The sequence below is a fragment of the Amphibiibacter pelophylacis genome (genome assembly GCF_037688875.1).
Lineage (GTDB): Bacteria > Pseudomonadota > Gammaproteobacteria > Burkholderiales > Burkholderiaceae_C > Amphibiibacter > Amphibiibacter pelophylacis.
The window spans coordinates 102,960-128,805 of sequence record NZ_JAWDIE010000006.1 but is presented as its reverse complement, the minus strand read 5'-3'; the positions used below and the strand labels follow the sequence as shown (position 1 = coordinate 128,805).

Sequence of the window (25,846 nt, the reverse complement as noted above, 5' to 3'; positions counted from 1 at the left end):
GCCGGGGAAGAGGATGAAGTTTGTGCGCTCATGACAGCCCTTTCGGCAGGATCTGTTGCAGGATGTGGTCCACCCCCTGCTGCCAGGGCGGCAGGTGCAGGCCAAAGGTCTCACGCAGGCGGCAGGTGTCCAGCCGCGACTGCAGCGGGCGCTGCGCCGGGGTGGGATAGTCGGCGGTGGCGATGGGGTGAACCTGGTCCGGACCCGCCTTCAGCGCCACCCCCGCCGCCTGGGCCGCCGCCAGCACGTGGCGGGCGTAATCGCACCAGGTGGTCTCGCCGCCCGCCACCAGGTGGTAGATACCCCAGGGAATGCCCCAAGGGATGTCCACCGCTTTTTCTGCGCCTGCCAGGCGCAGCCAGCGTGCGGCCAGGTGGGCGGTCACATCAGCGATCAGCGCCGCCGACGTGGGCGCGCCCCACTGGTCGGCAACCACATTCAAGGCATCGCGCGTCGCTGCCAGCCGCAGCATGGTTTTGGCGAAATTGCCCCCGTGCGCGCCCACCACCCAGCTGGTGCGCAGGATCAGGTGCTGCGCGCAGGCTGCGGCCAGCGCCTGCTCGCCCGCGCGCTTGCTGGCGCCATAGACGCTGGCCGGGGCGCAGGCGTCGTCCTCGGTGTAGGGCTCGGGCTTGTGGCCATCGAACACGTAGTCGGTGGAATAGTGGATGACGGCGGCGCCCAGGCGCTGAGCTTCTTCGCCCAGAACGCCCGGCGCGACGGCGTTGACGGCGTGGGCGAGGTCTGGTTCGCTCTCGGCCTTGTCCACCGCCGTGTAGGCCGCCGGGTTGACGATGAGCACAGGCCGCACACGCCGCACCAGCTCGCGCAGCGCGACGGCATCGGCCAGATTGACGTCCGCGCTGCCCACCGCCACCACTTGGCCCAGAGGGGCCAGCGCACGCTGCAGCTCGAAGCCCACCTGGCCGTTTTTGCCCGTCAGCAGGATGACCGGGACATCGCGATCAGCCGCCATACTGCTGCCCCAGCCACTGGCGGTAGGCGCCGCTGGTCACGTTGGCCACCCACTGCGGGTGGTCCAGGTACCACTGCACCGTTTTGCGCAGGCCGGTTTCAAAGGTCTCGGCCGGTTTCCAGCCCAGCTCGCGGGCGATGCGGCTGGCGTCGATGGCGTAGCGCCGGTCGTGGCCCGGCCGGTCGGGAACAAAGGTGATCTGCGTGGCGTAAGAGGCGCCATCGGCACGGGGCTGGAGCTTGTCCAGCGTCGCGCACAGCGTGCGCACTACGTCCAGGTTGGCTTTTTCGTTCCAGCCGCCGATGTTGTAGACCTCTCCCGGCGTCCCGGCCTGAAGCACGCGGCGAATGGCGCTGCAGTGGTCGCCCACATAGAGCCAGTCGCGAATCTGCTGGCCATCGCCATAAATCGGCAGCGCGGCGCCCGACAGCGCCCGGGTGATGCACAGCGGAATCAGTTTCTCAGGGAAATGGTAGGGGCCGTAGTTGTTGCTGCAGTTGGTCGTCAGCACCGGCAGGCCGTAGGTGTGAAACCAGGCGCGGACCAGGTGGTCGCTGGCCGCCTTGCTGGCCGAATAGGGGCTGTTGGGCTCGTAGCGGTGCTGCTCGGTGAAGGGCGCGTCCTGCGCGCCCAGGCTGCCGTAGACCTCGTCGGTGGACACATGCAGGAAGCGGAAGGCCGATTTTTCATCGGGCGGCAAGTCGTTCCAGTAAGCGCGCACGGCCTCCAGCAGGCGGAAAGTGCCCATCACATTGGTCTGGATGAAGGCCTCGGGCCCGGCGATGCTGCGGTCCACGTGCGATTCGGCCGCGAAGTTCAGCACTGCCCGGGGCCGGTGCTGCGCCAGCAGACGCTGCAGGAGCGCGCTGTCGCCAATATCGCCCTGGACAAAGGTATGGCGCGCATCGCCCTGCAGCGTGGCCAGGTTTTCCAGGTTGCCCGCGTAGGTCAGGGCGTCCAGGTTGATCACGGGCTCGTCGGTGGAGGCCAGCCAGTCCAGAATGAAATTGCTGCCGATGAAACCGGCGGTGCCTGTGGTCAGGATCATGGTTTTGAATCTTTTTGAAACTGTTTTTGAATCGGATGAAGAAGTCGGCGGCCGGCTTACAGCAAAGCCAGCACCACGCCCGCAAACAGCGTGGCCCCCAGCCAGTGGTTGGCGCGGAAGGCCGTGAAGCAGGGCCCGCGCTCGCGCGTGCGGATCAGCCAGCCATGCCACAGCACCTGCGCTGCAGCGGCGAGCAGCGCCGCCTGAAGGGCCAGCGTGTGCCCGCCCATCAGTCTGACACTCTGCCACGCCACGATCACCCAGCCCAGCAGGTGCAGCGTGTAAAAAGCCAGAATCCCGCTGACATCGTAGCGCCCCAGCGTCATCGCCGAGCTGCGGATGCCCAGGCGCAGGTCGTCGTCGCGGTCCACCATGGCGTATTCGGTGTCGTAGGCCAGCACCCAAAAGAGGTTGACCGCCATCAGCGCCCAGGCCAGGCCCGGCACCTGGCCCTGCACCGCCGCGAAGGCCATCGGAATCCCCATGCTGAAGGCGATGCCCAGCACGCCCTGCGGCATGGACACCCAGCGCTTGCAAAAGGGGTAAAGCACCGTCACCGCCACAGCCACAAAACTGAGCTGAACGGTGGGCGCGTTCGTGGTCAGCACCAGCGCGAACGCGATCAGCGCCAGCACCGCGCCGACAATCAGTGCCTCGGCGACGCTCACGCGCCCGCTGGTCACCGGCCGCTGCGCGGTGCGCTTGACGTGGCGGTCGAACTCGCGGTCGGCCACATCGTTGATGCAGCAGCCCGCGCTGCGCATCAGCACCGTGCCCAGCACAAACACCCCCAGCAGGTGCAGCCCCGGCCAGCCCCCCGCCGCCAGCCACAGCGCCATCAGGGTCGGCCACAGCAGCAGCAGCCAGCCGGCCGGGCGATCCCAGCGGATCAGATCCAGATACAGGCGCGCGCGGGGTTGCCAGGCGGCGGGCAGATGGCGAACCAGACTCAGTCGCTGGGGCCAGCTCATCTCAATCCCCCGCCCGCTGAAACACCAGCCCCGCGTGTTCGCGCATGGCGTGGAAGCGGATTTTGGGCCAGTTCTCTTCGATGGCGCGCAGCTCGGCGGCGTACTCCAGCAGCAGCGTGGGTGCGTTGACGGCGTCCCAGGCGAGTCGGTGGCTGTTGGCGTTGATGAAGCGCTTGAGTTCGGTCTCGCCGCCATCGGCCGCGTCGCAGGTCACCCAGCGCGCCACCTGGTAGCGGCTGCCGGTGATGCGCGCCTTGACGCCGTATTCGTGCTCCAGGCGGTGCGCGACGACCTCGAACTGCAACTGGCCCACCGCGCCCAGCAGCAGCACCGAGCCCAATTCGGGGCGAAAGACCTGGATGGCGCCCTCCTCGCCCAGCTGCTGCAGGCCGGCCTTGAGCTGCTTGGTGCGCAGCGGATCGGCCACTTCCACGCTGCGGAACATCTCCGGCGCAAAAAACGGCAGGCCGGTGAACTGGAGCGATTCACCCTCGGTCAGCGTATCGCCCAGCTGCAGCACGCCGTGGTTGGGAATGCCGATGATGTCGCCGCCAAAGGCCTCGTCCAGCAGCTCGCGGCGCTGGCTCAGGAAGCTGACCACGGTGTTGGGCCGCAGCTCCTTGCCCGAGCGCACGACTTTGAGGCGCATGCCGCGCTCGAAGTGGCCGCTCATCACGCGCACGAAGGCGATGCGGTCGCGGTGCGCCGGGTCCATATTGGCCTGGATCTTGAAGACCACGCCGGTGAATTTGGGCTCGTCGGGCGCCACCTCGCGCTGCAGCGCGGCACGCGGCGCGGGCGCGGGCGCGAGCTCGGTCAGCGCGTCCAGAATCTCCTGCACGCCGAAGTTGTTCACCGCCGATCCAAAGAACATCGGCGTCTGGCGCCCGGCCAGAAAGTCGGCCGCGTCAAACGGCGTGGCCGCTTCGCCCAGAAGTTCGATCTCGCCGGCCGCCTGGTCATAAGCCATGCCAAAGCGCTGGGTGAGCGCCGCCGTGTCCGACAGCGGCAGGCGCTCGTCGCCGCCCTGAACGCGATCCTCGCCCGGCTCGAAAACGCGCAGGTGCTTCGCGCGCAGGTCGATCACGCCAGCGAAGCTCTTGCCCATGCCCACCGGCCAGGTGAAGGGAACGACCGTCATGCCCAGCTCGCGCTCGATTTCATCCATCAGCGTCAGCGGATCCTGCACCTCGCGGTCCATTTTGTTGACGAAGGTCAGGATGGGCGTGTTGCGCGCGCGGCAGACCTGCAGCAGGCGGCGCGTCTGCGGCTCGACGCCGTTGGCCGCGTCGATCACCATCAGCGCGGCGTCCACCGCAGTCAGCACGCGGTAGGTGTCCTCGGAGAAATCCTGGTGGCCCGGCGTGTCGAGCAGGTTGATGACGCAGCCGCCGTATTCCATCTGCATCACCGAACTGGCGACCGAGATGCCGCGCTGCTTTTCGATCTCCATCCAGTCGCTGGTCGCGTGGCGGCTGGCCTTGCGCCCCTTGACCGCCCCGGCGATCTGGATCGCGCCCGAAAACAGCAGCAGCTTTTCTGTCAGCGTGGTCTTGCCCGCGTCAGGGTGGGAGATGATGGCAAAAGTGCGCCGCTGGCGCACCGAGGAAGCAAGGTCGGACATGGGGTGTGACGGCGCCGGGCAAAGGCGGTCGGTCGGAAAAGACAGCATTTTCGCAGATGTCAGGGCCGCAGAGGGGCGTCGAATTCAAGGGGATGGCGCTCCAGCGTCAGCGTGACACCCGCGTCATCGGGGTGGGCGCGGGCAGCGGGCAGTAGCCGATGCGCCAGCCCTCCAGGCTCAAACGACCCCGCCGTAGCGCTTGGCGACCAGAATCTCCCGCGCCCGCCGTGCGCCAAACGTTGGCAGAGACGTCAGCCGCTTGTGCAAAACTCGCCCCTTCAATCGCCGCCAACACTCCCATGACCGAATCTCCCCCCACCCACACCACCCTGCCCCACTGGCCCAGCGCCTACCCGGCCAGCGGCGCCAGCGCCATGCTGAAAGTCCATCACGAGGACTTCGTCGTCACCGAGCTGCCGCTGCAGTTGCCCTCGGGGGCGGGCGAGCACATCTGGGTGGAGGTGGAAAAGAGCGGCGCCAACACCGTCTACGTCGCCCAGCAACTGGCCCTGGCCGCCGGGGTGAACGAGTGGGATGTGGGCTATGCCGGTCTGAAGGACCGCCACGCCATCACCCGGCAGTGGTTCAGCATCTACCTGCCCAGCGGCAAAACCGGCGAGACGCCCGACCTGACGCCGCTTGCGCACCCGGAATTCAGGGTGCTGAGCCAGAGCCGCCACGTGAAGAAGCTGCGACCGGGCGATCTGCAGGGCAACCGCTTTCGCATCGTGCTGCGTGAAGTCAGCGGCGAGCGGCAGGCGCTGGAGGCCAACCTGCAGGCCGTGGCGACGCAGGGCGTGCCCAACTACTTCGGCGCCCAGCGCTTTGGCTTTGACGGCGGCAATGTCGAGCTGGGCCGCGCCATGCTGGCGCGCGAGATTCGCGTGCGCAATCCGAAGAAGAAGGGCATTTACCTGTCGGCGGTGCGCTCTTTTGTCTTCAATGAGGTGCTGGCGCTGCGCATTGCGCAAGGGCTGTGGGGCAAAAGTTTGCCGGGCGATGTGATGACCGACACCGGCCAGCCCACCGGGCCGCTTTGGGGCCGGGGCCGGGTGAGCACCTCGGGCGATGCGCAGGCCCTGGAGAACAGCGTGGCCGAGCGCCACGCCATTTTGTGCAACGGCCTGGAATACGCCGGACTGGACCAGGAGCGCCGCGCCCTGGTGGCAAGCCCGGCCGACATGAGCTGGGAATGGCCTCAAGCCGACCAGCTGGTGATCAGCTTCACCCTGCCCGCTGGCACCTACGCCACGTCTGTGCTGGGCGAAATCCTGCGCACCACAGAGCCCGAGCGACTCACCGAGCCCGGGGCTGCGGAGTAAGGGGCGCAGCCCTTCATCCGCAAGAGCCGACTGCAGCCTGTTCGAGAGGCCACTCCCGCTTCCCCCATGGATAAATCGCTGTTACGCCAGCAGGTGCTGGAGAGTCTCGCCCAAGACCTGCTGCAAACCGAACAGGCCGCGCTGGCGGCCCATGAAACGGCGACGCACGAAGAGAACATCGCCGAAAACAAGTACGACACCCTGGGTCTGGAAGCTGCCTACCTGGCCACCGGCCAAGCCCGCCGCGTCACGGCCATCCGCCAGGCCATCACCCACTGGCGCCAGTTTCACCCGCGCCCCTACGACGCCCGCCAGGGCATACAGCTTGGCGCGCTGGTGTGCCTGGCCGATGCCGACGGCGCGCTGCAGCACGTCTTCCTCGGCCCCGCCGGGGGCAGCATGAAACTGCTCTGCGGCGGCCAGCCCGTTCAGGTCATCAGCAGCGAGGCGCCGCTGGGCCGGGCCTTGCTGGGCAAATGCGAGGGGGATGAGGTGCTGGTGCAGGTGGGGTCAGGGCAGATGGGGTATGAGGTGGTTGGGGTGGCGTGAGTGGGCGGGACGAAAGGGCTTTGTCGAACTATCCACTTTTATCCTGAAAAAGATAAAATATCTTTTCCAGGATAAAAAAAGATAATTGCATGATCGCTTACCACCGTACCGCATTGGCGCAGCAGCTGGTCCAGGCCCTGCAGGGCAAAACGCTGCTGGGCGACGCACACAACGGACTGTTCCTGGCGGCGCCGCGCCGAACCGGCAAGAGCACCTTTTTGCAGGGTGACCTGGCGCCCGCCTTGCAGAAGGCCGACGTGGAAGTCGTATATGTGGACCTGTGGGCCGACACCCGCCGCGACCCCGGCGCCCTGATTGCCGAGGCCATTGCCCAAGCCCTGCAGGGGCACCTTGGCCTGGTCGCCCGCACCGCACGAAAGGCCGGCGTCAAAAGTGTGAAGGTGGCAGGCGCCCTGGACATCGACATCAGCCAGATCGGTCAAGTGGATGGCCTCACCCTGGTGGACGCACTGCGCAGCCTGCACCTGGCGGCAGGCCGTCCGGTGGCGCTGATCATTGACGAGGCCCAGCATGCCCTGACCAGCGAGGCGGGCGAGGTGGCGATGACCGCGCTGAAGTCGGCGCGTGACCAGATGAACCAGCCTGGCCGGGTGAACCTGATGCTGGTGATGTCGGGGTCCGATCGTGACAAGCTGCTGCGCCTGGTGGTCAGCGCGGGGGCACCGTTTTACGGTTCGCAGATTCAGACACTTCCCCCGCTGGACACGGATTTCATCGCCCATGTAGCCACCCTGGTGGAGGCCCAGCGGCCCGACCTGGTCCCGGTGGACCGGGCCGCCTTGCAGGAGGCGTTTACCGCCTTCGGCCACCGGCCGCAGTTCTTCATGGCCGCGATGGGGGCCGTGCTCAGCCCGCTGTCGGGCCACAAAGGCCGCTTCGAACCCGCGCTGCAGCAGGCGGCGCAGGACCAGCAGTCTCAGGACGAAGCGCAGATGGAATCCGACTTCCTGGGTCTCAAACCCATCGAGCAGGTGGTGCTGTGGCGCATGCTGGATCAGGGGTCGCGCTTTCGCCCATACGATGCCGAAGCGCTGCGCTTCTACCGTGACAAGCTGGGAAGCCCGATCAGCGTGCAGCAGGCGCAGAAATCCCTGGAGTCGCTGCGCCAGCGCACACCTGCCTTGGTGTGGAAATCGGCGCGTGGGGAATATGCCGGTGAGGACGCAGCCATGCACCGCTGGTTTGAGGTCCGCAGGGAGGCGGGCGCTTGGCCACCGGGTTCAGCGCAGGGCAACCTGGCGATGGGCGAGGAATGAATGCGCCAGTGGCTGGCTCTCCTGCCCCGCACCCTCACTCCACCGTCACACTCTTCGCCAGATTCCTCGGCTTATCCACATCAGTCCCCCTGGCGCACGCCGTGTGGTACGCCAGCAGCTGCAGCGGGATGACGTGCAGGATGGGGCTGGTCAGGCCGTAGTGCTCGGGCATGCGCAGCACGCGCACGCCGGGTTCGCTCTCCATGCGGCTGTCGCCGTCGGCGAAAACGAACAGCTCGCCGCCGCGTGCGCGCACTTCCTGGATGTTGCTCTTGAGCTTTTCCAGCAGCTCGTCGTTGGGCGCGACGGTGATCACCGGCATTTCGCGCGTCACCAGCGCCAGCGGGCCGTGTTTCAGCTCGCCGGCCGGGTAGGCTTCAGCGTGGATGTAGCTGATTTCCTTGAGCTTCAGCGCGCCCTCCAGCGCGATCGGGTAGTGGCGGCCCCGGCCCAGGAAGAGCGCGTTGTGGCGCGGCACGAACTCCTCGCTCCAGGCGATGATCTGCGGCTCCAGCGCCAGCACGGACTGCACTGCCACGGGCAGGTGGCGCAGATCTTTCAGGTGGCGGGCTTCTTCTTCGGCGCTCAGGTGGCCGCGCAGTTTGGCCAGCGTCAGCGTCAGCAGGAAGAGGCCGATCAGCTGCGTGGTGAAGGCCTTGGTCGAGGCCACGCCAATCTCCACCCCCGCGCGGGTGATGTAGGCCATGGCGCACTCGCGCACCATGGCGCTGGTGGCGACGTTGCAGATGGTCAGCGTGTGCGACATGCCCAGACTGCGCGCGTGCTTGAGCGCGGCCAGCGTGTCGGCGGTTTCGCCGCTCTGGGTGATGGTCACGACCAGGGTTTTCGGGTCGGGGACGCTGGTGCGGTAGCGGTATTCGCTGGCGACTTCGACCTCGGTGGGAATGCGCGCCACGCCTTCCAGCCAGTATTTGGCGGTCAGGCCCGCGTAGTAGCTGGTGCCACAGGCCAGGATGAGCACGCGGTTGATTTCGGACAACGCCTGCGGCGCTTTCTCGCCGAACAGCTCGGGCGTGATGTGGCTGACCGCGTCCAGCGTGTCGGCGATGGCCTGGGGCTGCTCGAAAATCTCTTTTTGCATGTAGTGGCGGTAGGGGCCCAGCTCGGCGGCGCCGCTGTGCGCGTGCACGGTGCGTGTCTCGCGCTGCACGTCCACGTAATGGCCGCCCGCGTCGCGGCGCGTGATCCAGACCCGGCCGGGCTGCATGTCGACCACGTCGCCCTCTTCCAGATAGACGATCTGGTCGGTGACCCCGGCCAGCGCCATGGCGTCGGACGCCAGGAAGTTCTCGGCGGCGCCGTCCTGACCGCGGCCCAGCACCAGCGGCGAGCCCTCGCGGGCACCGATGATGCGGTGCGGCTCGTCCTGACTGAACACGGCGATGGCGTAAGCGCCCTGCAGCCGCGTCACCGCCTGCTGAACCGCCGCCAGCAGGTCGCCCTGATACAGGTGGTGGACCAGGTGGGCGATGACTTCGGTGTCGGTCTGGCTGTCAAAAACATAGCCCAGCGCGCGCAGCTCGGCGCGCAGCTCGTCGTGGTTTTCGATGATGCCGTTGTGCACCAGCGCGATGCGGTCGCGCGAGAAGTGCGGGTGCGCGTTACGCACCGCCGGTTCGCCGTGCGTGGCCCAGCGCGTGTGCGCAATGCCCGTCCCGGCGGCGATGCCGTCCTGCGCCACATGGGTGTCCAGCTCGGCCACGCGCGACGTGCTGCGCGCCCGGCGCAGCGCGCCGTCCTGGTGCACGGCCACGCCGCAGGAGTCATAACCCCGGTACTCCAGGCGCTTGAGGCCCTCGACCAGAACCGGAACGATGTTGCGCGAACTGACGGCGCCCACGATGCCACACATAAGCAGGTCCTTGAACAGGATGAAAGATGCCGACATGCTAGCCGCGCCACGGCTGTCATGCTCACCAGACGTGATCCCGATCTTTCATTAATCATCTGTAAATGAAATAATATTGCAGTAATATGCCATCTTGCAACAATCAACCAAAATTTAGTCATTCATGAATGATTCATCCACAGCCGCTTCAATCCCGCTGGAGCTGGACGACACCGACCGGCGGCTGCTTCGACTGCTGCAGGAAGACGCCTCGCGCAGCAACGCGGCGCTGGCGCGGCTGGCGCACGTCTCGCCCGCGACGGCGCTGCGCCGCGTGCGCCGTCTGATGGAGGGCGGCGTCATCCAGCGCGTGGTGGCGCTGCTGGCGCCGCAGCAGGTGGCGCAGGGCCTGCATGTGGTGCTGGAGATCACTCTGGACCCGCAGACCGACGAGTCCGCGCTGGCCTTCGAGGCCGCCGTGCAGGCGCTGCCCGAGGTACAGCAGGCCTGGCGCACGGGCGGCGGCATCGATTTCGTGCTGATCGCCTGGGTGGCCGACATGGCGCATTACCAGCGCCTGAGCCAGAGCCTGCTCAGCGGCCAGCGCCAGGTGCGCAACGTGCGGGCGTACTTCAGCATCCGGCGCAGCAAGTTCGACATCGCCCAGCCGGTGGATGCGGCGCCGCGCCTCCCCTAGAATCGGGCTTTTGCCTGTCAGGACGCGCGCATGAAACTCATCATCTGGCTGGTCATCCTGTTTGCCGGCTGGCATCTGGCCCGCCGCTGGATCCGGCGCAAGCTGCAGCAGCAGATCGAGGCCCTCAAAGCCCAGCAGGCGCAGGCTGCTGGCGGAAGCGCGCCCGCGCCGGTAGTCGATACCGTCGTGTGCGCGCAGTGCGGCGTCCATCTGGCGCGGCCCGAAGCGCTGATGATCGGAAACCAGGCCTACTGCTGCCGCGAGCACGCTGACGCCGGCCCTGCCCACACGGCGTGAGTCCCCTGCCTCCCGTCCGGCCATCCGCCACCCTGAGGCTGGCCGCCGCCGGACTGGCGCTGCGCGATCTGTGCGGCGCCGCGCCCGACCCGCTGGCACCGCAGTGGCCGGTCTACCTGCGCTACGTGCGCGTGCGGGTGTTTGTGGCGCTGGCGCTGCTGGCCGTGCAGCTGCTGCTGTCCACCTCGTCGGCCGATGTCGGCAAAAATCCGGTCCAGAGCCTCGTGCCCGCCACGCTGTATGCGCTGCAGGCCCTGCTCTGGCTGGGCCTGGTTGTGCAGCTGGAGCAGCGCCAGCGCCGCCGTCGCCTCAGCGATGGTCCGGCCCCGCCCCTGCCCGCGTGGCACCGCCCCTGGCTGCTGGCCGTGGGCAGCGATCTCGTCTTTTTCAGCTGGCTGTACTGGGGCGAACCGGCTGGCGGGCTGAACCACGCCGCGCTGTTTGTGCTGCCGGTGCTGATGGCCGGACTGCTGATGTCGCGCAGCACCGCGCTGGTCACCAGCACGCTGGCGGCGGTCATCCTGCTGGCGCCGTTTGCGCTGGCGCTGGATCCGTTCCCGCAGTCGCTGGTGCAGCTGGGCCGGGGCGCGGTGGTCGTGGCCGGCATGTATCTGCTGGGCTTTCTGGCCCAGGGCGTGTCCCAGCGCACCCTGCACGAGCGCGCGCAGGTGCAGGAGCAGCGCGAACTGGTGCGCCAGCAGGCGCTGCTCAACGCCATGGTCATCGGCGACATGGACGAGGGCGTGCTGGTCGTGGACAACACCGGATCGGTACACAGCGCCAACCCGGCCGCGCGCGCTCTGCTGGGCCACCAGGGCCTGCTGCCCGTGGTGCCGTTTGATCTGGCCGGACAGAGCGCCTGGACCGAGCTGCACGCCAGCGTGCGCCAGGCTTTTGCGCAGCCAGCCGCAACCGACAGCGTGCAGGCGCTGATCCAGTCGCGGCGCCAGACGGTGACCCTGCACTTTGCCTCCGGGCTGCAGCGCGCGCTGGTGCTGCGCATCCGCATCGCCACCCACGACCGGGGTGGCCACCAGCAGCCGGTCTGCGTCGTCTTCATGGAGGACCAGCGCACCGAACAGGGCCGCCACCGCCAGGAGCGTCTGGCCACCATGGGCCGTTTTTCGGCGGGCATCGCGCACGAGTTCCGCAACCCGCTGGCGGCCATCGCGCAGGCCAACCAGCTGCTGCACGAGGATCTGACCGACCCGGTGCTGCAGCGGCTGTCGGACATGATCGCCGCCAACGTGTCGCGCCTGCGCCGCATCGTCGACGACGTGATGGACACCGCCGCAGACCCGCAGCAGATCCAGTCGCGGCCCCTGATGCTGGACGAGCAGATCGCCGAAGTGCTGCGCCACTGGGCGCCCGGCGAACGCCAGGCCGACGCCGCCGACTGCCCCACCACCGCGGCCAGCACCCCGCCGCTGGCGCCCGATCTGGTGCTGCAGCTCTCGCCCGGCCCAGCGGGCGCGAGCTTCTGGTTTGACGCCCAGGATTTCCACCGCGTCTGCGTCAACCTGCTGGACAACGCCTGGCGCCACTGCCGCCGCCAGATCGGCTCCATCCAGATCAGCGTACGGGCCGCGCCCGCGCTGCCTGGCGGCGGAAGCGGCTGGTGGCTGGACGTGGCCAGCGACGGCAGCCCCATTCCGCCCGCCGTGCACAACCACCTCTTCGAACCCTTTTACTCGACGCGCAGCCGGGGCACCGGCCTTGGGCTCTACCTGTGCCGCGAGCTGTGCGACCGCCACGGCGCGCAGCTAGGCTATCTGCTGGGCGAAGACGCGCTCTCCGGCCAGCCGCTGAACGTCTTTCGCGTCACGCTGCGCGCAGCCTGACCAGAGCGCCCCGGCGCCCGGACGCCAAGCCACCCAAGCGCCGGCGTGCAGATTCACTGGTGAACGAATCATCCAAAGTGCCCCAGGGTTTCCACCATTAAATCATCTTTGTTTACTTATTACACTGACTTCAGTCCTGCAGCACAGGCACTGCGCGGCAGGCTTCCCTGATTTCCCGGCGTTTTCCCTGCATCGACCCTTCGTTCACTTCATTCTTCAAGCGAGACATTCCATGGCCTTCACCCCCCTCTCCCGCACCGTCGCCCTGGCCGCTCTGGGCGCCCTGTTTTCTTTTGGCGCGCACGCCGCCGAGCCCGTCATTGGCCTGATCACCAAAACCGACACCAACCCCTTCTTCGTCAAGATGAAGGAAGGCGCCGAGGCCGAAGCCAAAAAGCTAGGCGCCAAGCTGCTGTCCGGCGCGGGCAAGATCGACGGCGATAACGCCAGCCAGGTCGCCCTGATCGAGAACTTTGTCGCCGCTGGCGCCAAGACCATCCTGATCACCCCGGCCGACTCCAAAGCCATCATCCCGGCCATCAAGAAGGCGCAGGCCGCTGGCGTGCAGGTGATCGCCCTGGACAGCCCGACCGACCCGGCCTCCGCCGTGGACGCCCTGTTCGCCACCAACAACTACAAGGCCGGCGAGCTGATCGGCCAGTACGCCAAGGCGGCGCTGGGCGGCAAGAAGCCCGTCATCGCCACGCTGGATCTCTTCCCCGGCCACCCGGTGGGCGCCCAGCGCCACAACGGTTTCCTGCAGGGCTACGGCCTGAAATCGCTGCCCGCGACCAGCAACGAGCTGGCCAAGCCCGCTGAAGTGGTCTGCATGGCCGACAGCTACGGCGACCGCGCCAAGGGCCAGACCGGCATGGAAAACTGCCTGCAGAAAAACCCCGGCATCAACCTGGTCTATACCATCAACGAACCCGCAGCCGCGGGCGCCTACAACGCCCTGAAGGCCGCCGGTAAAGAAAAAGACGTGGTGATCGTGTCGGTGGACGGCGGCTGTGACGGCGTCAAGGACGTGGCGGCCGGCAAGATCGCCGCGACCAGCCAGCAGTACCCGCTGCAGATGGCCGCCATGGGTGTGGCCGCTGGCGTCGAGTTTGCCAAGACGGGCAAGAAGGTCAAGTCGGGCTACACCGACACCGGCGTGACGCTGATCGCTGCCAAACCGGTCGCCGGTGTGACCAGCGCCGACACCAAGGTCGGTCTGGACAAGTGCTGGGGCAACAAGTAATCCGTCTCCCGCCCTGCCTTTCGGGGCGGCGGTGGGCCTGACGCCCGCTGCTGCCCCGTTCTCTTTGCTGAAAGCCTCCCATGAAAGACAAGCTGCCGCCCATCAGCCAGCTCGGGCCCTTCATCGCCCTGATCATCGCCTGCGCGGTGTTCGGGCTGACCACCGACAATTTCTTCAGCTCCGCCAACTTCTCGCTCATCCTGCAGCAGGTGATGGTCGTGGGCATCATCGGCATCGGCCAGACGCTGATCATCCTCACCGCGGGCATTGACCTGTCCTGCGGCATGGTGATGGCGCTGGGCTCGATTGTCATGACCAAGATCGCGCAGGATTTCGGCCTGCCCGCGCCCATCGCCATCCTGCTGGGCATTGGCGTGACCACCCTCTTTGGCCTGATCAACGGCCTGCTGGTCACCCGCATCAAGCTGCCACCCTTCATCGTCACGCTGGGCACTTTCAACATCGCCTTCGCCATCACCCAGCTGTATTCGGGCGCGCAGACGGTCACCACGGTGCCCGATGCCATGACCTGGCTGGGCAGTACTTTCTCGCTGGGCGGCACGCGCATCGCCTACGGCACGGTGCTGATGGTGCTGCTGTATCTGGTCACCTGGTTCTGGCTGCGCGACACCGCCTCGGGCCGCCACGTTTACGCCGTGGGCAACAACCCCGAAGCCACCCGCCTGATCGGCATCCCGACCGACCGCGTGCTGATCGGCGTTTACGCCACAGCCGGGGTGTTTTACGGCATCGCCTCGCTGCTGGCCGTGGCCCGCACCGGCGTGGGTGACCCCAACGCCGGACAAACCGAAAACCTGGACGCCATCACCGCCGTGGTGCTGGGCGGCACCAGCCTCTTTGGCGGACGCGGCCTGGTGCTGGGCACACTGGCCGGCACCATCGTGGTGGGCGTCCTGCGCAACGGCCTCACGCTGATGGGCGTGTCCTCGGTCTATCAGGTGCTGATCACTGGCATCCTGGTGATTGTCGCGGTCACGGTGGATCAACTCTCACGCAAGGGAGCACGCTGATGAGCACCTCCAACACCAAACTCGTCATGCAGGCCAAGGGCCTGGTCAAACGCTACGGCCAGGTCACCGCCCTCGATGGCGCCGACTTTGAACTGCGCGCCGGGGAAATCATGGCCGTCATCGGCGACAACGGCGCGGGCAAATCCAGCCTGATCAAGGCGCTGTCCGGCGCAACCATTCCGGACGAGGGCGAGATTCTGCTCGACGGCAAACCGGTGCAGTTCCGCACGCCCATCGAGGCGCGCCGCGCGGGCATCGAATGCTGTTACCAGGACCTGGCCGTGGCGCCCGCCATGACCATCGCCGAGAACCTCTTCCTGGGCCGCGAAATGCGCCGCGAGGGCTTTCTGGGCAACACCCTGCGCATGCTGGACAAGAAGAAGATGCTGCAGGTCGCCATCGAGCGCATGGCCGATCTGAAAGTCGGCATCCGCAGCATGACGCAGGCGGTGGAGACGCTCTCGGGCGGCCAGCGCCAGTGCGTGGCCGTGGCGCGCGCGGCGGCCTTTGCGCAGCATGTGGTCATCCTGGATGAGCCCACCGCCGCCCTGGGCGTCAAGGAAGGCAATATGGTGCTGGAGCTGATCCGCCGGGTGCGCGACCGCGGCCTGCCGGTGATCCTGATCTCGCACAACATGCCGCATGTGTTCGAGATCGCCGACCGCATCCACGTCGCCCGTCTGGGCAAGCGCGCCGCTGTCCTCAACCCCAAAAAAATCAGCATGAGCGACACCGTCGCCGTGATGACCGGGGCCATGTCAGCCGACCAGATCCCGGCCGACTGTCTGGCCTGAACCCAAGGACCGACCATGCTCAAGGGCATTTCCCCCCTGCTCATTCCCGACCTGCTGGCGCTGCTGTGCGACATGGGCCATGGCGACGAGATCATCATCGCCGACGCCAATTTCACCGCGCGCAGCCTGGCGCAGGGCAAGCCCGTCGTGCGCCTGCCCGGCGCCGGGGTGCTGCAGGTGGTCCAGGCGGTGATGCCGCTGTTCCCGCTGGACCGCGCGGTGGATCAGCCGGTGACCTTCATGCAGGTCTGCCAGCTGCCGCCGGGCGACACCTCGCAGGTGCAGCGCGACGTGATCCAGGCGCTGGCCGCCAGCGGCGAAACCACCGCTGCGGGCTGCCAGGCGCTGGAGCGCTTCGCGTTTTACGAGCGCTGCCGCAGCGCCTTCGCCGTCATCCACACCGGCGAGATGCAGCCCTACGCCAACTTCATCCTGAAAAAGGGCGTGATCGCTGACGCGCTGGCATAAACTCGGGCGGCTTTTTACCCCGATTCCCGATTGCTCACTGCCGTGCTGAAGAACTTCCCCCGCCACGCCCCGCGCCACGCTCAAGGCTCCAACCACAGCGATCTGCGCCAGTTCAACGAGGGCGTGGTGCTGCAGGCGATCCGTCTGCACGGCGCGCAGGCCAAGGCCGATCTGGCGCGCATCACCGGGCTGACCACGCAGACGGTGGGCGTCATCATCCAGCGCATGCTGGACGACGGGCTGGTGCTCAAGCAGGCCGCGCTGCGCGGCCGCGTCGGCCAGCCCAGCGTGCCCATCGCCATCCATCCTGAGGGCGCTTACGCCGTGGGCATCCGCCTGGGGCGGCGCCAGCTGGATGTCTCTCTGGTCGATTTCACCGGGCGGGCGGTGCTGCAGCGCAGCACGCGCTATGACTTTCCCGAGCCCGAGGCGATTTTCCAGGCGCTGGACAGCCACCTGCAGGCGGTGCGCGACCACCTGGCCGACGCCGTCGGGCGCGTGCGCGGTGCGGGTCTGGCCATGCCGTTTTCGATGTCGGGCTGGCAGCAGCAGCTTGAACTGCCGCCCGAGCGCCTGAGCGCCTGGGACAGCCTGGACGTGCGCGAGCGCGTGCAGCGCCTGTCGGGCTGGCCGGTGACCGTCATCAAGGACACCGCCGCCGCCTGCCTGGCCGAGCTGATGCAGGGCGCAGGCCAGCGCCTGGCGCACTTCCTCTACGTCTTCATGGACACCTTTGTCGGCGGCGCCGTGGTGCAGAACGGCCGCCTGCACAGCGGCCTGCACGGCAATGCGGGGGCGATTGCTTCCCTGCCCCTGCGTGAGGCCCACCAGGCCCATGAGGCCCGGGGCGATGCGCCGCCACCGCAGCTGCTCAGTTCAGCCTCTCTGCTGCGCCTGGAGCAGGCCTTCCAGCGCGCCGGTCTGGAGCCCAGCGCCGCTTACGACGGCCGCGCCCTGCAGCCGCCCTGGCGCGACGCCAGCGAACGCTGGCTGGACGACACCGCCTGCGGCCTGGCTTTCGCCGTGCTGCAGTCCAGCGCACTGCTGGACCACGACGCGGTGGTGCTGGACGGCAGCTGCGACCCCGCCCTGCTGCAGATGCTGCTGGAGCGCACCCAGACCGCGCTGACGCGCTACAGCTGGGAAGGGCTGCTGCCCCCGCGCCTGATCTGCGGCCAGCTCGGGCGCAGCGCCGGTGTGCTGGGTGCCGCGCTGGTGCCCCTGGAGCCCACGCTGGGCTGGCAGTACGACATCAGCGCCTGAAGGCGGTAAACCCTCTTCCCGGCCTCAGGTCTCCGCCCAGCGCCGCAGCAGGTTGTGATACGTGCCCGCCAGGCCTATGGTGGCGCTGTGGTGTTCGCCCAGCTCGGCGCGGACGGCCATCAGGTGCTGGTCCATGTCGTAGAGCAGGCGGCGCTGGCCGTCGTCGCGCACCAGGCTCTGGATCCAGAAAAACGCCGCCACCCGCTGCCCACGCGTCACCGGCGTGACGCGGTGCACGCTGGTGCCGGGGTAGACCACAGCATGACCGGCGGGCAGGCGCACGCGCTGCTCGCCGTAGGTGTCGGCGATGACGAGTTCGCCGCCGTCGTAATCCTCGGGGTCCGACAGGAAAACGGTGCACGACACATCGGTGCGCAGGGTGTCGCGCGCGCCGTGCGGCGTGTTCTGGTAACGGATGGCGCCATCGACATGATCGCCATACGCGCCCAGCGCGTTGCCGCTGCCGCCGTAGCGGTTGAGCTGCGGGTGCAGGATGCGGTGCGGCAGCGCGGCACTCAGGAAGGCGCTGCTGGCGTCGATGGCCGACAGCACCAGCTGCACCACCGCCTTCGAGGTGGCGTGCGCCTGCGGCAGCTGCTGGTTGTTTTTGGCGTGCGCGGCCAGGTGGCCAGCGGTGTTGCGGCCGTTCACCCAGTCCGCGTCCGGCGTGGCGGCCAGCAGCCGCCGCGCCTGGGCCAGCGCCTCGGGGGAAAGCAGGTCAGGCAGGGCGATCAGCATGGTCAGAACGCCGTGCTCAGGCTCAGCTGTACCGAGCGCGCCGGGCCCTGGGTGTAAAAGCCACGGTAGAGCGATTCGGCGTACACCTTGTTGAACAGGTTGCTGGCGTTCAGGCGCACTGTGGTGTCCTTGGCCAGGGTGTACTCGGCCATAGCGTCCACTGTGGCGTAGGCCTTGGAGCGGATCAGGCGCTGTCCCTCCGGATTCTGGCTGCTGCGGTAATTGATACCGCCGCCCAGACGCAGCGCGGGCGTGATCTGGTAGGTGCTCCAGACGCTGCCGCTGTGCTTCGGGGTCAGGCCCGGGCGGTCGCCCTGCACCTGCGCGCCGCCGCCACTGGCGGCCAGCGCCTGTGAGCTGGCATCGATTTTCGCCTGCGGGATCCAGGTGTGGTTGAAGAAGGCCTCCCACTTCGGGGTGATGCGTCCGGCAAAGTTCAGCTCCAGCCCCTTGGCGTGGCGCTTGCCGGACAGCAGAAACTGCGTGGTGGCGCTGTCCGGGTCCTGGTTGCGCTCGTTGTACTTCTCGCTGCGGAACAGGGCCAGGCCCAGCAGCGCCTGCTGGTTCCACAGCTCCCACTTGGCGCCCAGCTCGATGTTGCGGCTCTTTTCGGGGCCGACCGCCGCCTGCGCGGCACTGGTGGCGCTGAAGCTGGGCGACCACTGGTAGGCATCGCCCGAGGTGTTGTAGGACGTGCCGTAAGACAGGTAGTAGGACGACGATTCGGTCGGCTGGTAAATGGCGCCCAGACGCGGGCTGAACAGGGTATCGCTGCGCTCGCCGCTGGCGCCATCGCCCAGCACGTTGACGTAGTTGGCCTTGAAATGATCCACGCGCGCCCCGGCCAGCAGCTTGAACTGCGGCGCCACGGTGAGCAGATCCTGCACATACAGGCCCAGGTTGCTCGCGCCAAAGGTGTTGTAAACCAGCGGGACGCGGGTGTCGGGCACGACCGCGCCGTCGTTGGGCGTGCCCACCGTGGTCGCCGGGCTGGCCGTGGCACCCCGGGTGTAGTTGTTGTTGCGCCGCGCGTCCTCGCGGTAGTAATCCAGCCCGGCGAGCAGGCTGTGCTCCCGGCCCAGCAGCTGGAAGGTCTGGCTGAAATCGCTCTGCAGCTGCAGCGTTTTGCTGGCGCTGACCCGGCCTTTGGGCGAGCGCGTCAGCACCGTATCCGGGCCGAGGGTGTCCGGGCTGGCCGCAACGCCGCCGGGCTGGCTGGCGGCCGGGCCAAAGCGGATCACGCTGGCCAGCAGATCGCGCCTGTAGTGGCCGTAGCGCAGGCGGGTGTTCAGCTCGCCGCCCGCGTCAAAGCGGTGGATGTGGCCCAGGTTCAGGGTGTAGGCCGAGCTGTCGTTGTGATCGCCAGCCAGGCCGTAATAGCGGTTGCCGCTGAAGGCGGTCTGGATGACGTTGTCCACGATGAACCAGGGCAGGTTGTACTGCGGCCTGCTGTGCGTCTGCAGCAGCGTGGCGCCCACCGAGAACTCGTCTCGCGCGCCGATGCCCCAGCGGAACGTGGGCGCAAAGCCCAGCTTGCTGACTTCGGCGCCGTCGTTGTCGGCGTTATCGATCAGCGCATTGACGCGCAGCGCCGAATCGGAGCCGGTGCGCGCGTTCCAGTCGCCCGTCACGCGGTGCTGGTTGCCGGTGCCCAGGGTGTACTTCAGCTCACTGCGGTTCACAAGGCCGGGCTGCTTGCTGACCTGGTTGACCACGCCGCCCGTCGAGCCCTTGCCGAACAGCATGGACGCCGACCCTTTCAGCACCTCGACGCGCGACTGGTTGAAGGTGTCGCGGTCGTACAGGGCGCCGTCGCGGATGCCGTCCACATAGATGTCGCCCGCCTGCCCCAGCGAGAAACCGCGGATGCGCACGTCTTCCTCGCCGGTTTCGCCGGCCAGAAAGGTGACGCCTGCGGTGGTGCGCAGCACGTCGCGGAAATCGTCCAGGTTGCGGTCGCTGATCAGCTTCTCAGTCATCACGGTGACCGACTGCGGGATGTCTTTCAGCGCCTGGCGGCCTTTGCCCAGGGTGGTCTGCGTCGCGTTCAGCGAGGTGCTGTCGGTGGAGCGGCGTGCGCCCGTCACGGTGACGGCGGGCAGCTCGGTGGACGGGCGGGTCTCGGCGCTGGGCGCGGCCGGGACAGTCTGCGCCTGCGCCTGGGCAGCAAAGCCCAGACCGGCCGCCAGAGCGCCCAAAGGAAGCAATCCTGAACGGACGCGGGACAGGGGGGAAGAAGAACGATGTGACATGGCAGGCTCCGGAAAAATCAGCAGGAATGAAAAGGCCAAGCGCGGCCCCAACCGGGCGCGCAGGGCACGCCGGTTCAGGCGGAAAGCGGGGGTTTAGCGGGTGACGGGCGGCGTGCTGGCCTGGACGGGCGCTGCAGCGGACGCCGCGTCAGGCGGCAGGGCGTCGGGCTGGCTGACAAAGCCGATCTGGCTCAGGCCCGCGCCGGTGATGTCGCTGAGGGTTTTGACGATATCGCCGTAATCGACCGTGGCGTCGGCGTACAGCAGAATCTGCGGCAGCGGCTCGCCCTGCGCGGCCGTCTGGCGCAGGCGCTGCGTCATTTCGGCCTCGCTCACCGGCTGGCGGTTCCAGTAGCGCTGCCCGGCCGCGTCCAGGCTGATGTGCAGCGTGTCGGGTTTGGGCGCCGCCGGGGCGCTGCTGGCTTTGGGCAGATCGAGCTTGACGGCATGCGTCAGCAGCGGCGCCGTCACCATGAAAATCACCAGCAGCACCAGCAGCACGTCGATCAGCGGGACCATGTTGATCTCGGTGACGGGTGCGTTGCGGTTCGAGGAATCGAGACTGCCAAAAGCCATGATGGCGCTCCGGGTTGGGATGGGGACGGTACCTGGGTCAGTGGATCAGCGGGGAGAGTGCGGACTGGCGGCCAGCGTCTTGCCGGTGCTCACCAAAGTCAGCAGATCGAAGGCGAAGGCGTCCAGACGCGCCGCCAGCACGCGGTTGCTGCGCGTGTAGCCGTTGTAGGCCACCACCGCCGGGATGGCGACAAACAGGCCCACCGCCGTCATGATCAGCGCCTCGCCAACCGGCCCGGCGATCTGGTCCAGCGAGGCCGATCCCGACATGCCGATGGCGACCAGCGCGTGGTAAATCCCCCAGACCGTGCCAAAGAGGCCGACAAACGGCGCCGTGGACGCGATGGTGGCCAGCGTGGTCAGGCCACGTTCCAGGCGGGTGCTTTCCTCGTCGAGCACGCGGCGCAGGCTGCGCGTGACGAAATCCTGCAGGCTGCCGCTGGCAAAGAGGCTCCCGCCCGATCCCCCCGATTCGGCCAGTTCCCCCGCTTCGGGCAGCACGCTGTCGGGCGCCAGGGCGGTGTGGTGATCGCGCGCCTGCAGCGCCTGTGCGGCCAGTTCGGCAAAGGGGTTGTCGCGGCGCGTGTCCGGGCTTTCGATGTGGCTGCGGGCCTGATCCAGCGACGGCGCCTTCCAGAAGGCCTGCAGGAAATGGCGGCTGCGCGAGCGCAGGCGGCGCATGTGCACGCCCTTGAGCACGATCCAGATCCAGGACAGCATGGACATCAGCACCAGCGTGGCAAACAGCAGCTGGCCGACCAGATCGGTCTGCCCCAGAAAGTGCGCCAGGCTGCCCGGAACGGCGGAGGTGTCAGGATTCATGGTGAAGTCTCGGTTCAGTCGTTGAGGACAAATTCGATGGGCGCCAGCGTGGTGAACGCACTCGGGCGACCGTTTTCGGTGTAAGGGCGAAAGCGCGCTTCGCGGATGGCGCGCAGGGCGGCGCGGTCCAGGCGGTCAAAGCCCGAGCTGCGCTCAATGCCGACTTTCTGCGCGCGGCCCGTGGCGTCCACGGTCACACGCACGATGACGGTGCCCTCCTCGCCCAGCTCCTGCGAGACGGGCGGATAGACCACGTTGCGGCTGATGTAGCGCACACCTTCGATGCTGACCACCAGCGGCGGGCCAGGCGGAGGCGCAGGCGGTGCAGGCGGCGCTGCTGGAGCGGGTTCAGGCGCGGGCGCCGGGCTGGGTGCCGGAGCAGGTGCCGGGGCGGGAGACGGCGCCGCAGCAGGCGCCTGGCGCACAGGCTCGCGCGCCGCCTGAGTGGGCTGCGCCTGCGGGGTATCGGTCTCCACGGCCACGGTTTTGGGCGCCGGGGCCGCTTTGGGGGGCGGTGGCGTTGGAGGCGAGGCTTTGGGCGGGGCTTTGGGCGGCGCCTTGGCAGGCTTCGGAGGCTCGGGTTTCGGGGGGGCCTTGGGCGGCGACGTCACCGGCAGTTTGGGCTCGGGTTTTGGCGGCTCTTTGGGGACTTCTTTCGGCGCTTCTTTCAGGGCCTCTTTGGGGATGTCGCGCGGGGGCGGCTCGGGCGTCACCAGCGTCACGATCAGCGGCGGGGGCTGAACGGGCGGCTGTGCCGCCGGGCGCATCTGCCAGATCGCCATCGCCAGGCCCGCATGCGCCAGCACCACGCCCACGGCCACCGCCAGCCGGGTCAGGCCCTGGGGCGGCTCGGTCGGTCCGGTCGTGTTGGCAGTGCTTCGGGACATGGCGTTATTGAGAACAGTTCGCATCAATGAAGTGCGGCGAGTATATGCGAACTGCTCTCATTTGTTAGCGTTGTGCAAATAATTTTGTACCTCCCCCAAAAACTTCCCGCAAAAGCACGCGGGCGCCTGCCGTGCTGATGCTGGCAAAGGGGATATTAGCCTGCGTCCTACAATGGTTTTCCCCAACACAGACGCTGTATGCGCAAGGAATTCCCATGACTGCCAACAATCTGCACACCCTCAGCCTCGATGGCCGTTCCGCCCTGATCACCGGCGCCGCCAGCGGCATCGGTCTGGCCATGGCCCAGGCCTTCGCGGGCGCAGGCGCCAAAGTCTGCATCGCCGATCTGGACGCGGACAAGGCTGAAGCCGCGGCCGAAACCCTGCGCGCCGCCGGTCACAACGCCATCGCCGTCGCCATGGATGTCGCCAGCGAAGAGCAGGTCGATGCAGGCTTCGCCAAAACCGTCGAAGCCTTCGGCAGCGTCGATGTCGCCGTCAGCAACGCCGGCATCCAGGTCATCAGCCCCATCGTGGACCTGAGCCTGGCGCAGTGGAAGAAAATGATGGGCATCCACCTGGACGGCGCCTTCCTGACCACGCGCGCGGCCATGCGCGCCATGAAGGCTTCGGGCCGCGGCGGCGCCATCATTTACACCGGCTCGGTGCACTCGCATCTGGCGTCGGTGCTCAAGGCGCCCTACGTCACCGCCAAGCACGGCCTGCTGGGCCTGGCGCGCGTGGTCGCCAAGGAAGGCGCCGAGTTCGGCATCCGCTCCAACGTCATCTGCCCGGGCTTTGTGCGCACGCCGCTGGTCGACAAACAGATCCCCGAACAGGCCAAAAACCTCGGTATAACCGAGGAAGAAGTCATCAAGACCGTGATGCTCAAGGACACCGTGGACGGCGAGTTCACCAGCCTGGACGACGTGGCCCAGACGGCGCTTTTCCTGGCCGCCATGCGCACCAACGCGCTGACCGGCCAGTCGGTCACCGTCAGCCACGGCTGGTTCATGCACTGATCCGGCCAGCTCCGCCGCAATGTGTCTGCGGCGTGACATCGTGCACGCGGGCGACCGGATTCACCCGCTTGCACGATGGCCCGTTCTGTCGCACACTGGTCCTGACACGGCGTCATCGGAATGACTTTTGTGTGTCAGACCGGGACGGCGTGCAGTGCAACCACGACAGGAGTTCCACATGAATGTAACGATCAGCGGCCACCACCTCGAAGTCACGCCAGCCCTGCGCGAATTCGTGCACACCAAGCTGGAGCGCGTCCTGCGCCACTTTGATCAGGTGGTCGATATTCAGGTCCTCCTCACCGTCGAGAAAAACAAGGAAAAAGACCGCCGCCAGAAGGCCGAAATCACGGTACGCGTCAAGGGCCGTGACATTTTTGTCGAACAGCAGCACGAAGACATGTACGCCGCCATCGACCAGCTGATGGACAAGCTGGACCGCCAGGTGGTCCGCCACAAGGACAAACTGCAGGGACATCAACACGAATCCGCCAAGCGGATCAATGCCATGGACGATGCCGCATGAAGCAGGGCCCCCACTGACACCCCCACCCCTTGAGCGGACACGTCCGCCACTCCCCCGGACAACCCCCGGGGCTCCCGAAAAACCCGCAGCCGCCCCGCAAAGGTGCTGCGGGTTTTTCATTGATGCCATCGGCAGTACGGCGTCCTCCAGCCGCCCTCTGCCCGTATCGGCGGGAAACCACTCCGGCTTATCGGGTCAAATTGCACTAAAATTTTGCCCTTGGGCGGCGCATCACTCCCGCGCGGCCCGCCTGCAGCACCCCATCCTGACGCCAGACCGACAGGCCCAGCCCAGTGAAAGCTTTTCCATGAACCGACTCGCCGCCATCCTGCCCCAGGGCAACGTCATGACCCAGGTGGACGTGACCAGCAAAAAACGCGTGTTCGATCTGGCCGGGGTCTTTTTCGAGAACCAGCACGGCATCGCGCGCAACATCGTCACCGACAACCTGTTCGAGCGCGAACGTCTGGGCTCCACCGCTCTGGGCCACGGCGTAGCCATTCCGCACGGGCGCATCAAGGGCCTGAAAAACCCACTGGCTGTGGTGATGAACCTGCGCCAGCCCATCGGCTTTGACGCGCCCGACGACGCGCCCGTCAACTTCCTGATCTTCCTGCTGGTGCCCGAGGCCGCGTCGCACAAGCATCTGGAAATCCTCTCCGAGATTGCCGAGCTCCTGTCCGACAGCGCCATGCGCGACAAGCTGAAGAACGAAGCCTCGGCGCCCGCGCTGCACCAGCTGATCGCGCGCTGGCAGCCCGCCTCGACCGCGGCCTGAAGGGCGCTCCCGCCCCGCCGCCATGGACAACGACGCCCCGCACTTCAGCGCCGAGGCGCTCTTCCAGGTCCACCAGGACGCGCTGCAGTGGCAGTGGGTGGCCGGGCACGCCAGCCCCGACCGGCGCTTTGATCCGGCCGTGCTGCAGCAGGCGCAGTCGGCCGCCGACCTGGTCGGTTTCCTGAACTACATCCACCCCTACCGCGTCCAGGTGATGAGCTGGCGCGAGGTGGAATACCTCTCCGACGCCAGCACCGACGACGCCTCGCGGCGCATCGCGCGCATCGTCACGCTGGATCCGCCCGCCATCGTCGTCGCCGACGACCGCCTGCCCCCGCCCGCGCTGATCGCCATGTGCGACCGCGCCGAGATTCCGCTTTTCACCACGGCCAGCAACGCCGGACACGTGATCGACATCCTGCGCTCCTGGCTGGGTCAGATTTTTGCCAAACGCACCAGCGTGCACGGCGTGATGCTGGACATTCTGGGCGTGGGCGTGCTGCTGACGGGCGAATCAGGCCTGGGCAAGAGCGAGCTGGGACTGGAACTGATTTCGCGCGGCCACGGCCTGGTCGCCGACGACGTGGTCGAGGTGCAGCGCGTCTCGCAGACCAGCCTGGAGGCCCGCTGCCCCGACCTGCTGCAGAACCTGCTGGAAGTGCGCGGCATCGGTCTGCTGGACATCAAGGCGATTTTTGGCGAGACCGCCGTGCGCCGCAAAATGCGCGTCAAGCTCATCGTGCACCTGGTGCGACGCGAAACGCTGGAGCGCGAATTCGAGCGCATTCCCCACGAGCCACTGGTGCAGGAGATTCTTTCGATTCCGGTGCGCAAGGTGGTGGTGGCGGTGGACGCCGGGCGCAACCTCGCGGTGCTGGTCGAGGCCGCCGTGCGCAACCACATCCTGCAGCTGCGCGGTATCGACACCTACCAAGATTTCCTGCGCCGCCACCACGAGGCGATGCAGCAGGGGCAAAGCGAGAACTGAGCGACGG

25 protein-coding genes are annotated in these 25,846 nt (G+C 67.3%); 15 read left to right on the top strand and 10 right to left on the bottom strand.

The window, feature by feature from the left end; translation table 11 throughout:
• Positions 1–28: 28 nt before the first annotated feature.
• From rfbD to RV045_RS05435, 4 genes are read right to left on the bottom strand one after another with little or no spacing between them, the layout of a single operon-like run.
• Positions 29–976 (bottom strand): dTDP-4-dehydrorhamnose reductase, encoded by a 948-nt coding sequence (gene rfbD / locus RV045_RS05450; RefSeq protein WP_423234765.1) that lies wholly within the window; start codon positions 974–976, stop codon positions 29–31.
• Positions 966–2,024, bottom strand: coding sequence for a dTDP-glucose 4,6-dehydratase (rfbB, locus tag RV045_RS05445; RefSeq protein ID WP_423234764.1), 1,059 nt, complete (start codon positions 2,022–2,024; stop codon positions 966–968). Before rfbB ends, rfbD begins: the two co-directional genes overlap by 11 nt.
• Before the next feature lie 56 nt (positions 2,025–2,080).
• Positions 2,081–2,995 (bottom strand): 4-hydroxybenzoate octaprenyltransferase, encoded by a 915-nt coding sequence (gene ubiA / locus RV045_RS05440; protein ID WP_423234763.1) that lies wholly within the window; start codon positions 2,993–2,995, stop codon positions 2,081–2,083.
• A gap of 1 nt (position 2,996) precedes the next feature.
• On the bottom strand, positions 2,997–4,619 hold the full coding sequence (locus RV045_RS05435) for a peptide chain release factor 3 (RefSeq protein ID WP_423234762.1): 1,623 nt from the start codon (positions 4,617–4,619) through the stop codon (positions 2,997–2,999).
• 299 nt (positions 4,620–4,918) lie between these two features.
• Between RV045_RS05435 and truD the strand changes: the two genes are divergently transcribed.
• The 3 genes from truD (at position 4,919) to RV045_RS05420 (ending at position 7,767) form a co-directional block, all read left to right on the top strand.
• A complete protein-coding gene (gene truD, locus RV045_RS05430) occupies positions 4,919–5,941 on the top strand; it encodes a tRNA pseudouridine(13) synthase TruD (protein WP_423234761.1) in 1,023 nt (340 codons plus the stop codon).
• Positions 5,942–6,007: 66 nt separating this feature from the next.
• The gene (locus tag RV045_RS05425; protein ID WP_423234760.1) at positions 6,008–6,490 is read left to right on the top strand and encodes a GreA/GreB family elongation factor; all 483 of its coding nucleotides are present in this window, start codon (positions 6,008–6,010) and stop codon (positions 6,488–6,490) included.
• Between the two features lie 89 nt (positions 6,491–6,579).
• Positions 6,580–7,767, top strand: a complete 1,188-nt coding sequence (locus RV045_RS05420) for an AAA family ATPase (RefSeq protein ID WP_423234759.1) — start codon at positions 6,580–6,582, stop codon at positions 7,765–7,767.
• Between the two features lie 34 nt (positions 7,768–7,801).
• Here RV045_RS05420 and glmS read toward each other — a convergent pair whose 3' ends face one another.
• A complete protein-coding gene (gene glmS, locus RV045_RS05415; protein ID WP_423234796.1) occupies positions 7,802–9,640 on the bottom strand; it encodes a glutamine--fructose-6-phosphate transaminase (isomerizing) in 1,839 nt (612 codons plus the stop codon).
• A gap of 160 nt (positions 9,641–9,800) precedes the next feature.
• Here glmS and RV045_RS05410 point away from each other — a divergent pair, with 160 nt between their 5' ends.
• The 8 genes from RV045_RS05410 (at position 9,801) to RV045_RS05375 (ending at position 17,250) form a co-directional block, all read left to right on the top strand.
• Positions 9,801–10,313, top strand: a complete 513-nt coding sequence (locus tag RV045_RS05410) for an Lrp/AsnC family transcriptional regulator (RefSeq protein ID WP_423234758.1) — start codon at positions 9,801–9,803, stop codon at positions 10,311–10,313.
• 30 nt (positions 10,314–10,343) lie between these two features.
• Positions 10,344–10,610: a PP0621 family protein gene (locus tag RV045_RS05405; protein ID WP_423234757.1), complete on the top strand. Its 267-nt coding sequence runs from the start codon at positions 10,344–10,346 to the stop codon at positions 10,608–10,610.
• Positions 10,607–12,451, top strand: coding sequence for a sensor histidine kinase (locus RV045_RS05400; RefSeq protein WP_423234756.1), 1,845 nt, complete (start codon positions 10,607–10,609; stop codon positions 12,449–12,451). Before RV045_RS05405 ends, RV045_RS05400 begins: the two co-directional genes overlap by 4 nt.
• 232 nt (positions 12,452–12,683) lie before the next feature.
• Entirely contained in the window at positions 12,684–13,694 is a 1,011-nt protein-coding gene (locus tag RV045_RS05395; protein WP_423234755.1) for a sugar ABC transporter substrate-binding protein, read from the top strand.
• An 80-nt stretch (positions 13,695–13,774) separates the two neighbouring features.
• A complete protein-coding gene (locus RV045_RS05390; RefSeq protein ID WP_423234754.1) occupies positions 13,775–14,725 on the top strand; it encodes an ABC transporter permease in 951 nt (316 codons plus the stop codon).
• The gene (locus RV045_RS05385; RefSeq protein ID WP_423234753.1) at positions 14,725–15,519 is read left to right on the top strand and encodes an ATP-binding cassette domain-containing protein; all 795 of its coding nucleotides are present in this window, start codon (positions 14,725–14,727) and stop codon (positions 15,517–15,519) included. Before RV045_RS05390 ends, RV045_RS05385 begins: the two co-directional genes overlap by 1 nt.
• Positions 15,520–15,534: 15 nt before the next feature.
• Positions 15,535–15,987, top strand: coding sequence for an RbsD/FucU family protein (locus RV045_RS05380; RefSeq protein ID WP_423234752.1), 453 nt, complete (start codon positions 15,535–15,537; stop codon positions 15,985–15,987).
• Between the two features lie 30 nt (positions 15,988–16,017).
• Positions 16,018–17,250 (top strand): ROK family transcriptional regulator, encoded by a 1,233-nt coding sequence (locus RV045_RS05375; protein ID WP_423234751.1) that lies wholly within the window; start codon positions 16,018–16,020, stop codon positions 17,248–17,250.
• A gap of 24 nt (positions 17,251–17,274) precedes the next feature.
• Here the strand turns inward: RV045_RS05375 and RV045_RS05370 are convergent, their stop codons facing one another.
• From RV045_RS05370 to RV045_RS05350, 5 genes are all read right to left on the bottom strand, one after another.
• The gene (locus tag RV045_RS05370) at positions 17,275–17,988 is read right to left on the bottom strand and encodes a Fe2+-dependent dioxygenase (RefSeq protein ID WP_423234750.1); all 714 of its coding nucleotides are present in this window, start codon (positions 17,986–17,988) and stop codon (positions 17,275–17,277) included.
• A 2-nt stretch (positions 17,989–17,990) separates the two neighbouring features.
• Positions 17,991–20,186: a TonB-dependent receptor gene (locus RV045_RS05365; RefSeq protein WP_423234749.1), complete on the bottom strand. Its 2,196-nt coding sequence runs from the start codon at positions 20,184–20,186 to the stop codon at positions 17,991–17,993.
• A gap of 147 nt (positions 20,187–20,333) precedes the next feature.
• Positions 20,334–20,816 carry an ExbD/TolR family protein gene (locus tag RV045_RS05360; RefSeq protein WP_423234748.1) on the bottom strand — a complete coding sequence of 161 codons (483 nt, stop codon included), beginning with the start codon at positions 20,814–20,816 and terminating at the stop codon, positions 20,334–20,336.
• Between the two features lie 45 nt (positions 20,817–20,861).
• The gene (locus tag RV045_RS05355) at positions 20,862–21,638 is read right to left on the bottom strand and encodes a MotA/TolQ/ExbB proton channel family protein (protein ID WP_423234747.1); all 777 of its coding nucleotides are present in this window, start codon (positions 21,636–21,638) and stop codon (positions 20,862–20,864) included.
• A gap of 14 nt (positions 21,639–21,652) precedes the next feature.
• Complete coding sequence (locus tag RV045_RS05350) at positions 21,653–22,525, bottom strand: energy transducer TonB (RefSeq protein WP_423234746.1); 873 nt, start codon at positions 22,523–22,525, stop codon at positions 21,653–21,655.
• A 215-nt stretch (positions 22,526–22,740) separates the two neighbouring features.
• Here RV045_RS05350 and RV045_RS05345 point away from each other — a divergent pair, with 215 nt between their 5' ends.
• The 4 genes from RV045_RS05345 (at position 22,741) to hprK (ending at position 25,839) form a co-directional block, all read left to right on the top strand.
• A complete protein-coding gene (locus tag RV045_RS05345) occupies positions 22,741–23,547 on the top strand; it encodes a 3-hydroxybutyrate dehydrogenase (RefSeq protein ID WP_423234745.1) in 807 nt (268 codons plus the stop codon).
• Positions 23,548–23,725: 178 nt separating this feature from the next.
• Entirely contained in the window at positions 23,726–24,073 is a 348-nt protein-coding gene (gene hpf / locus RV045_RS05340; RefSeq protein WP_423234744.1) for a ribosome hibernation-promoting factor, HPF/YfiA family, read from the top strand.
• 307 nt (positions 24,074–24,380) lie between these two features.
• On the top strand, positions 24,381–24,851 hold the full coding sequence (locus RV045_RS05335; RefSeq protein ID WP_423234743.1) for a PTS sugar transporter subunit IIA: 471 nt from the start codon (positions 24,381–24,383) through the stop codon (positions 24,849–24,851).
• A gap of 22 nt (positions 24,852–24,873) precedes the next feature.
• Positions 24,874–25,839, top strand: a complete 966-nt coding sequence (gene hprK, locus RV045_RS05330; RefSeq protein WP_423234742.1) for an HPr(Ser) kinase/phosphatase — start codon at positions 24,874–24,876, stop codon at positions 25,837–25,839.
• The last annotated feature ends 7 nt before the right edge of the window (positions 25,840–25,846 follow it).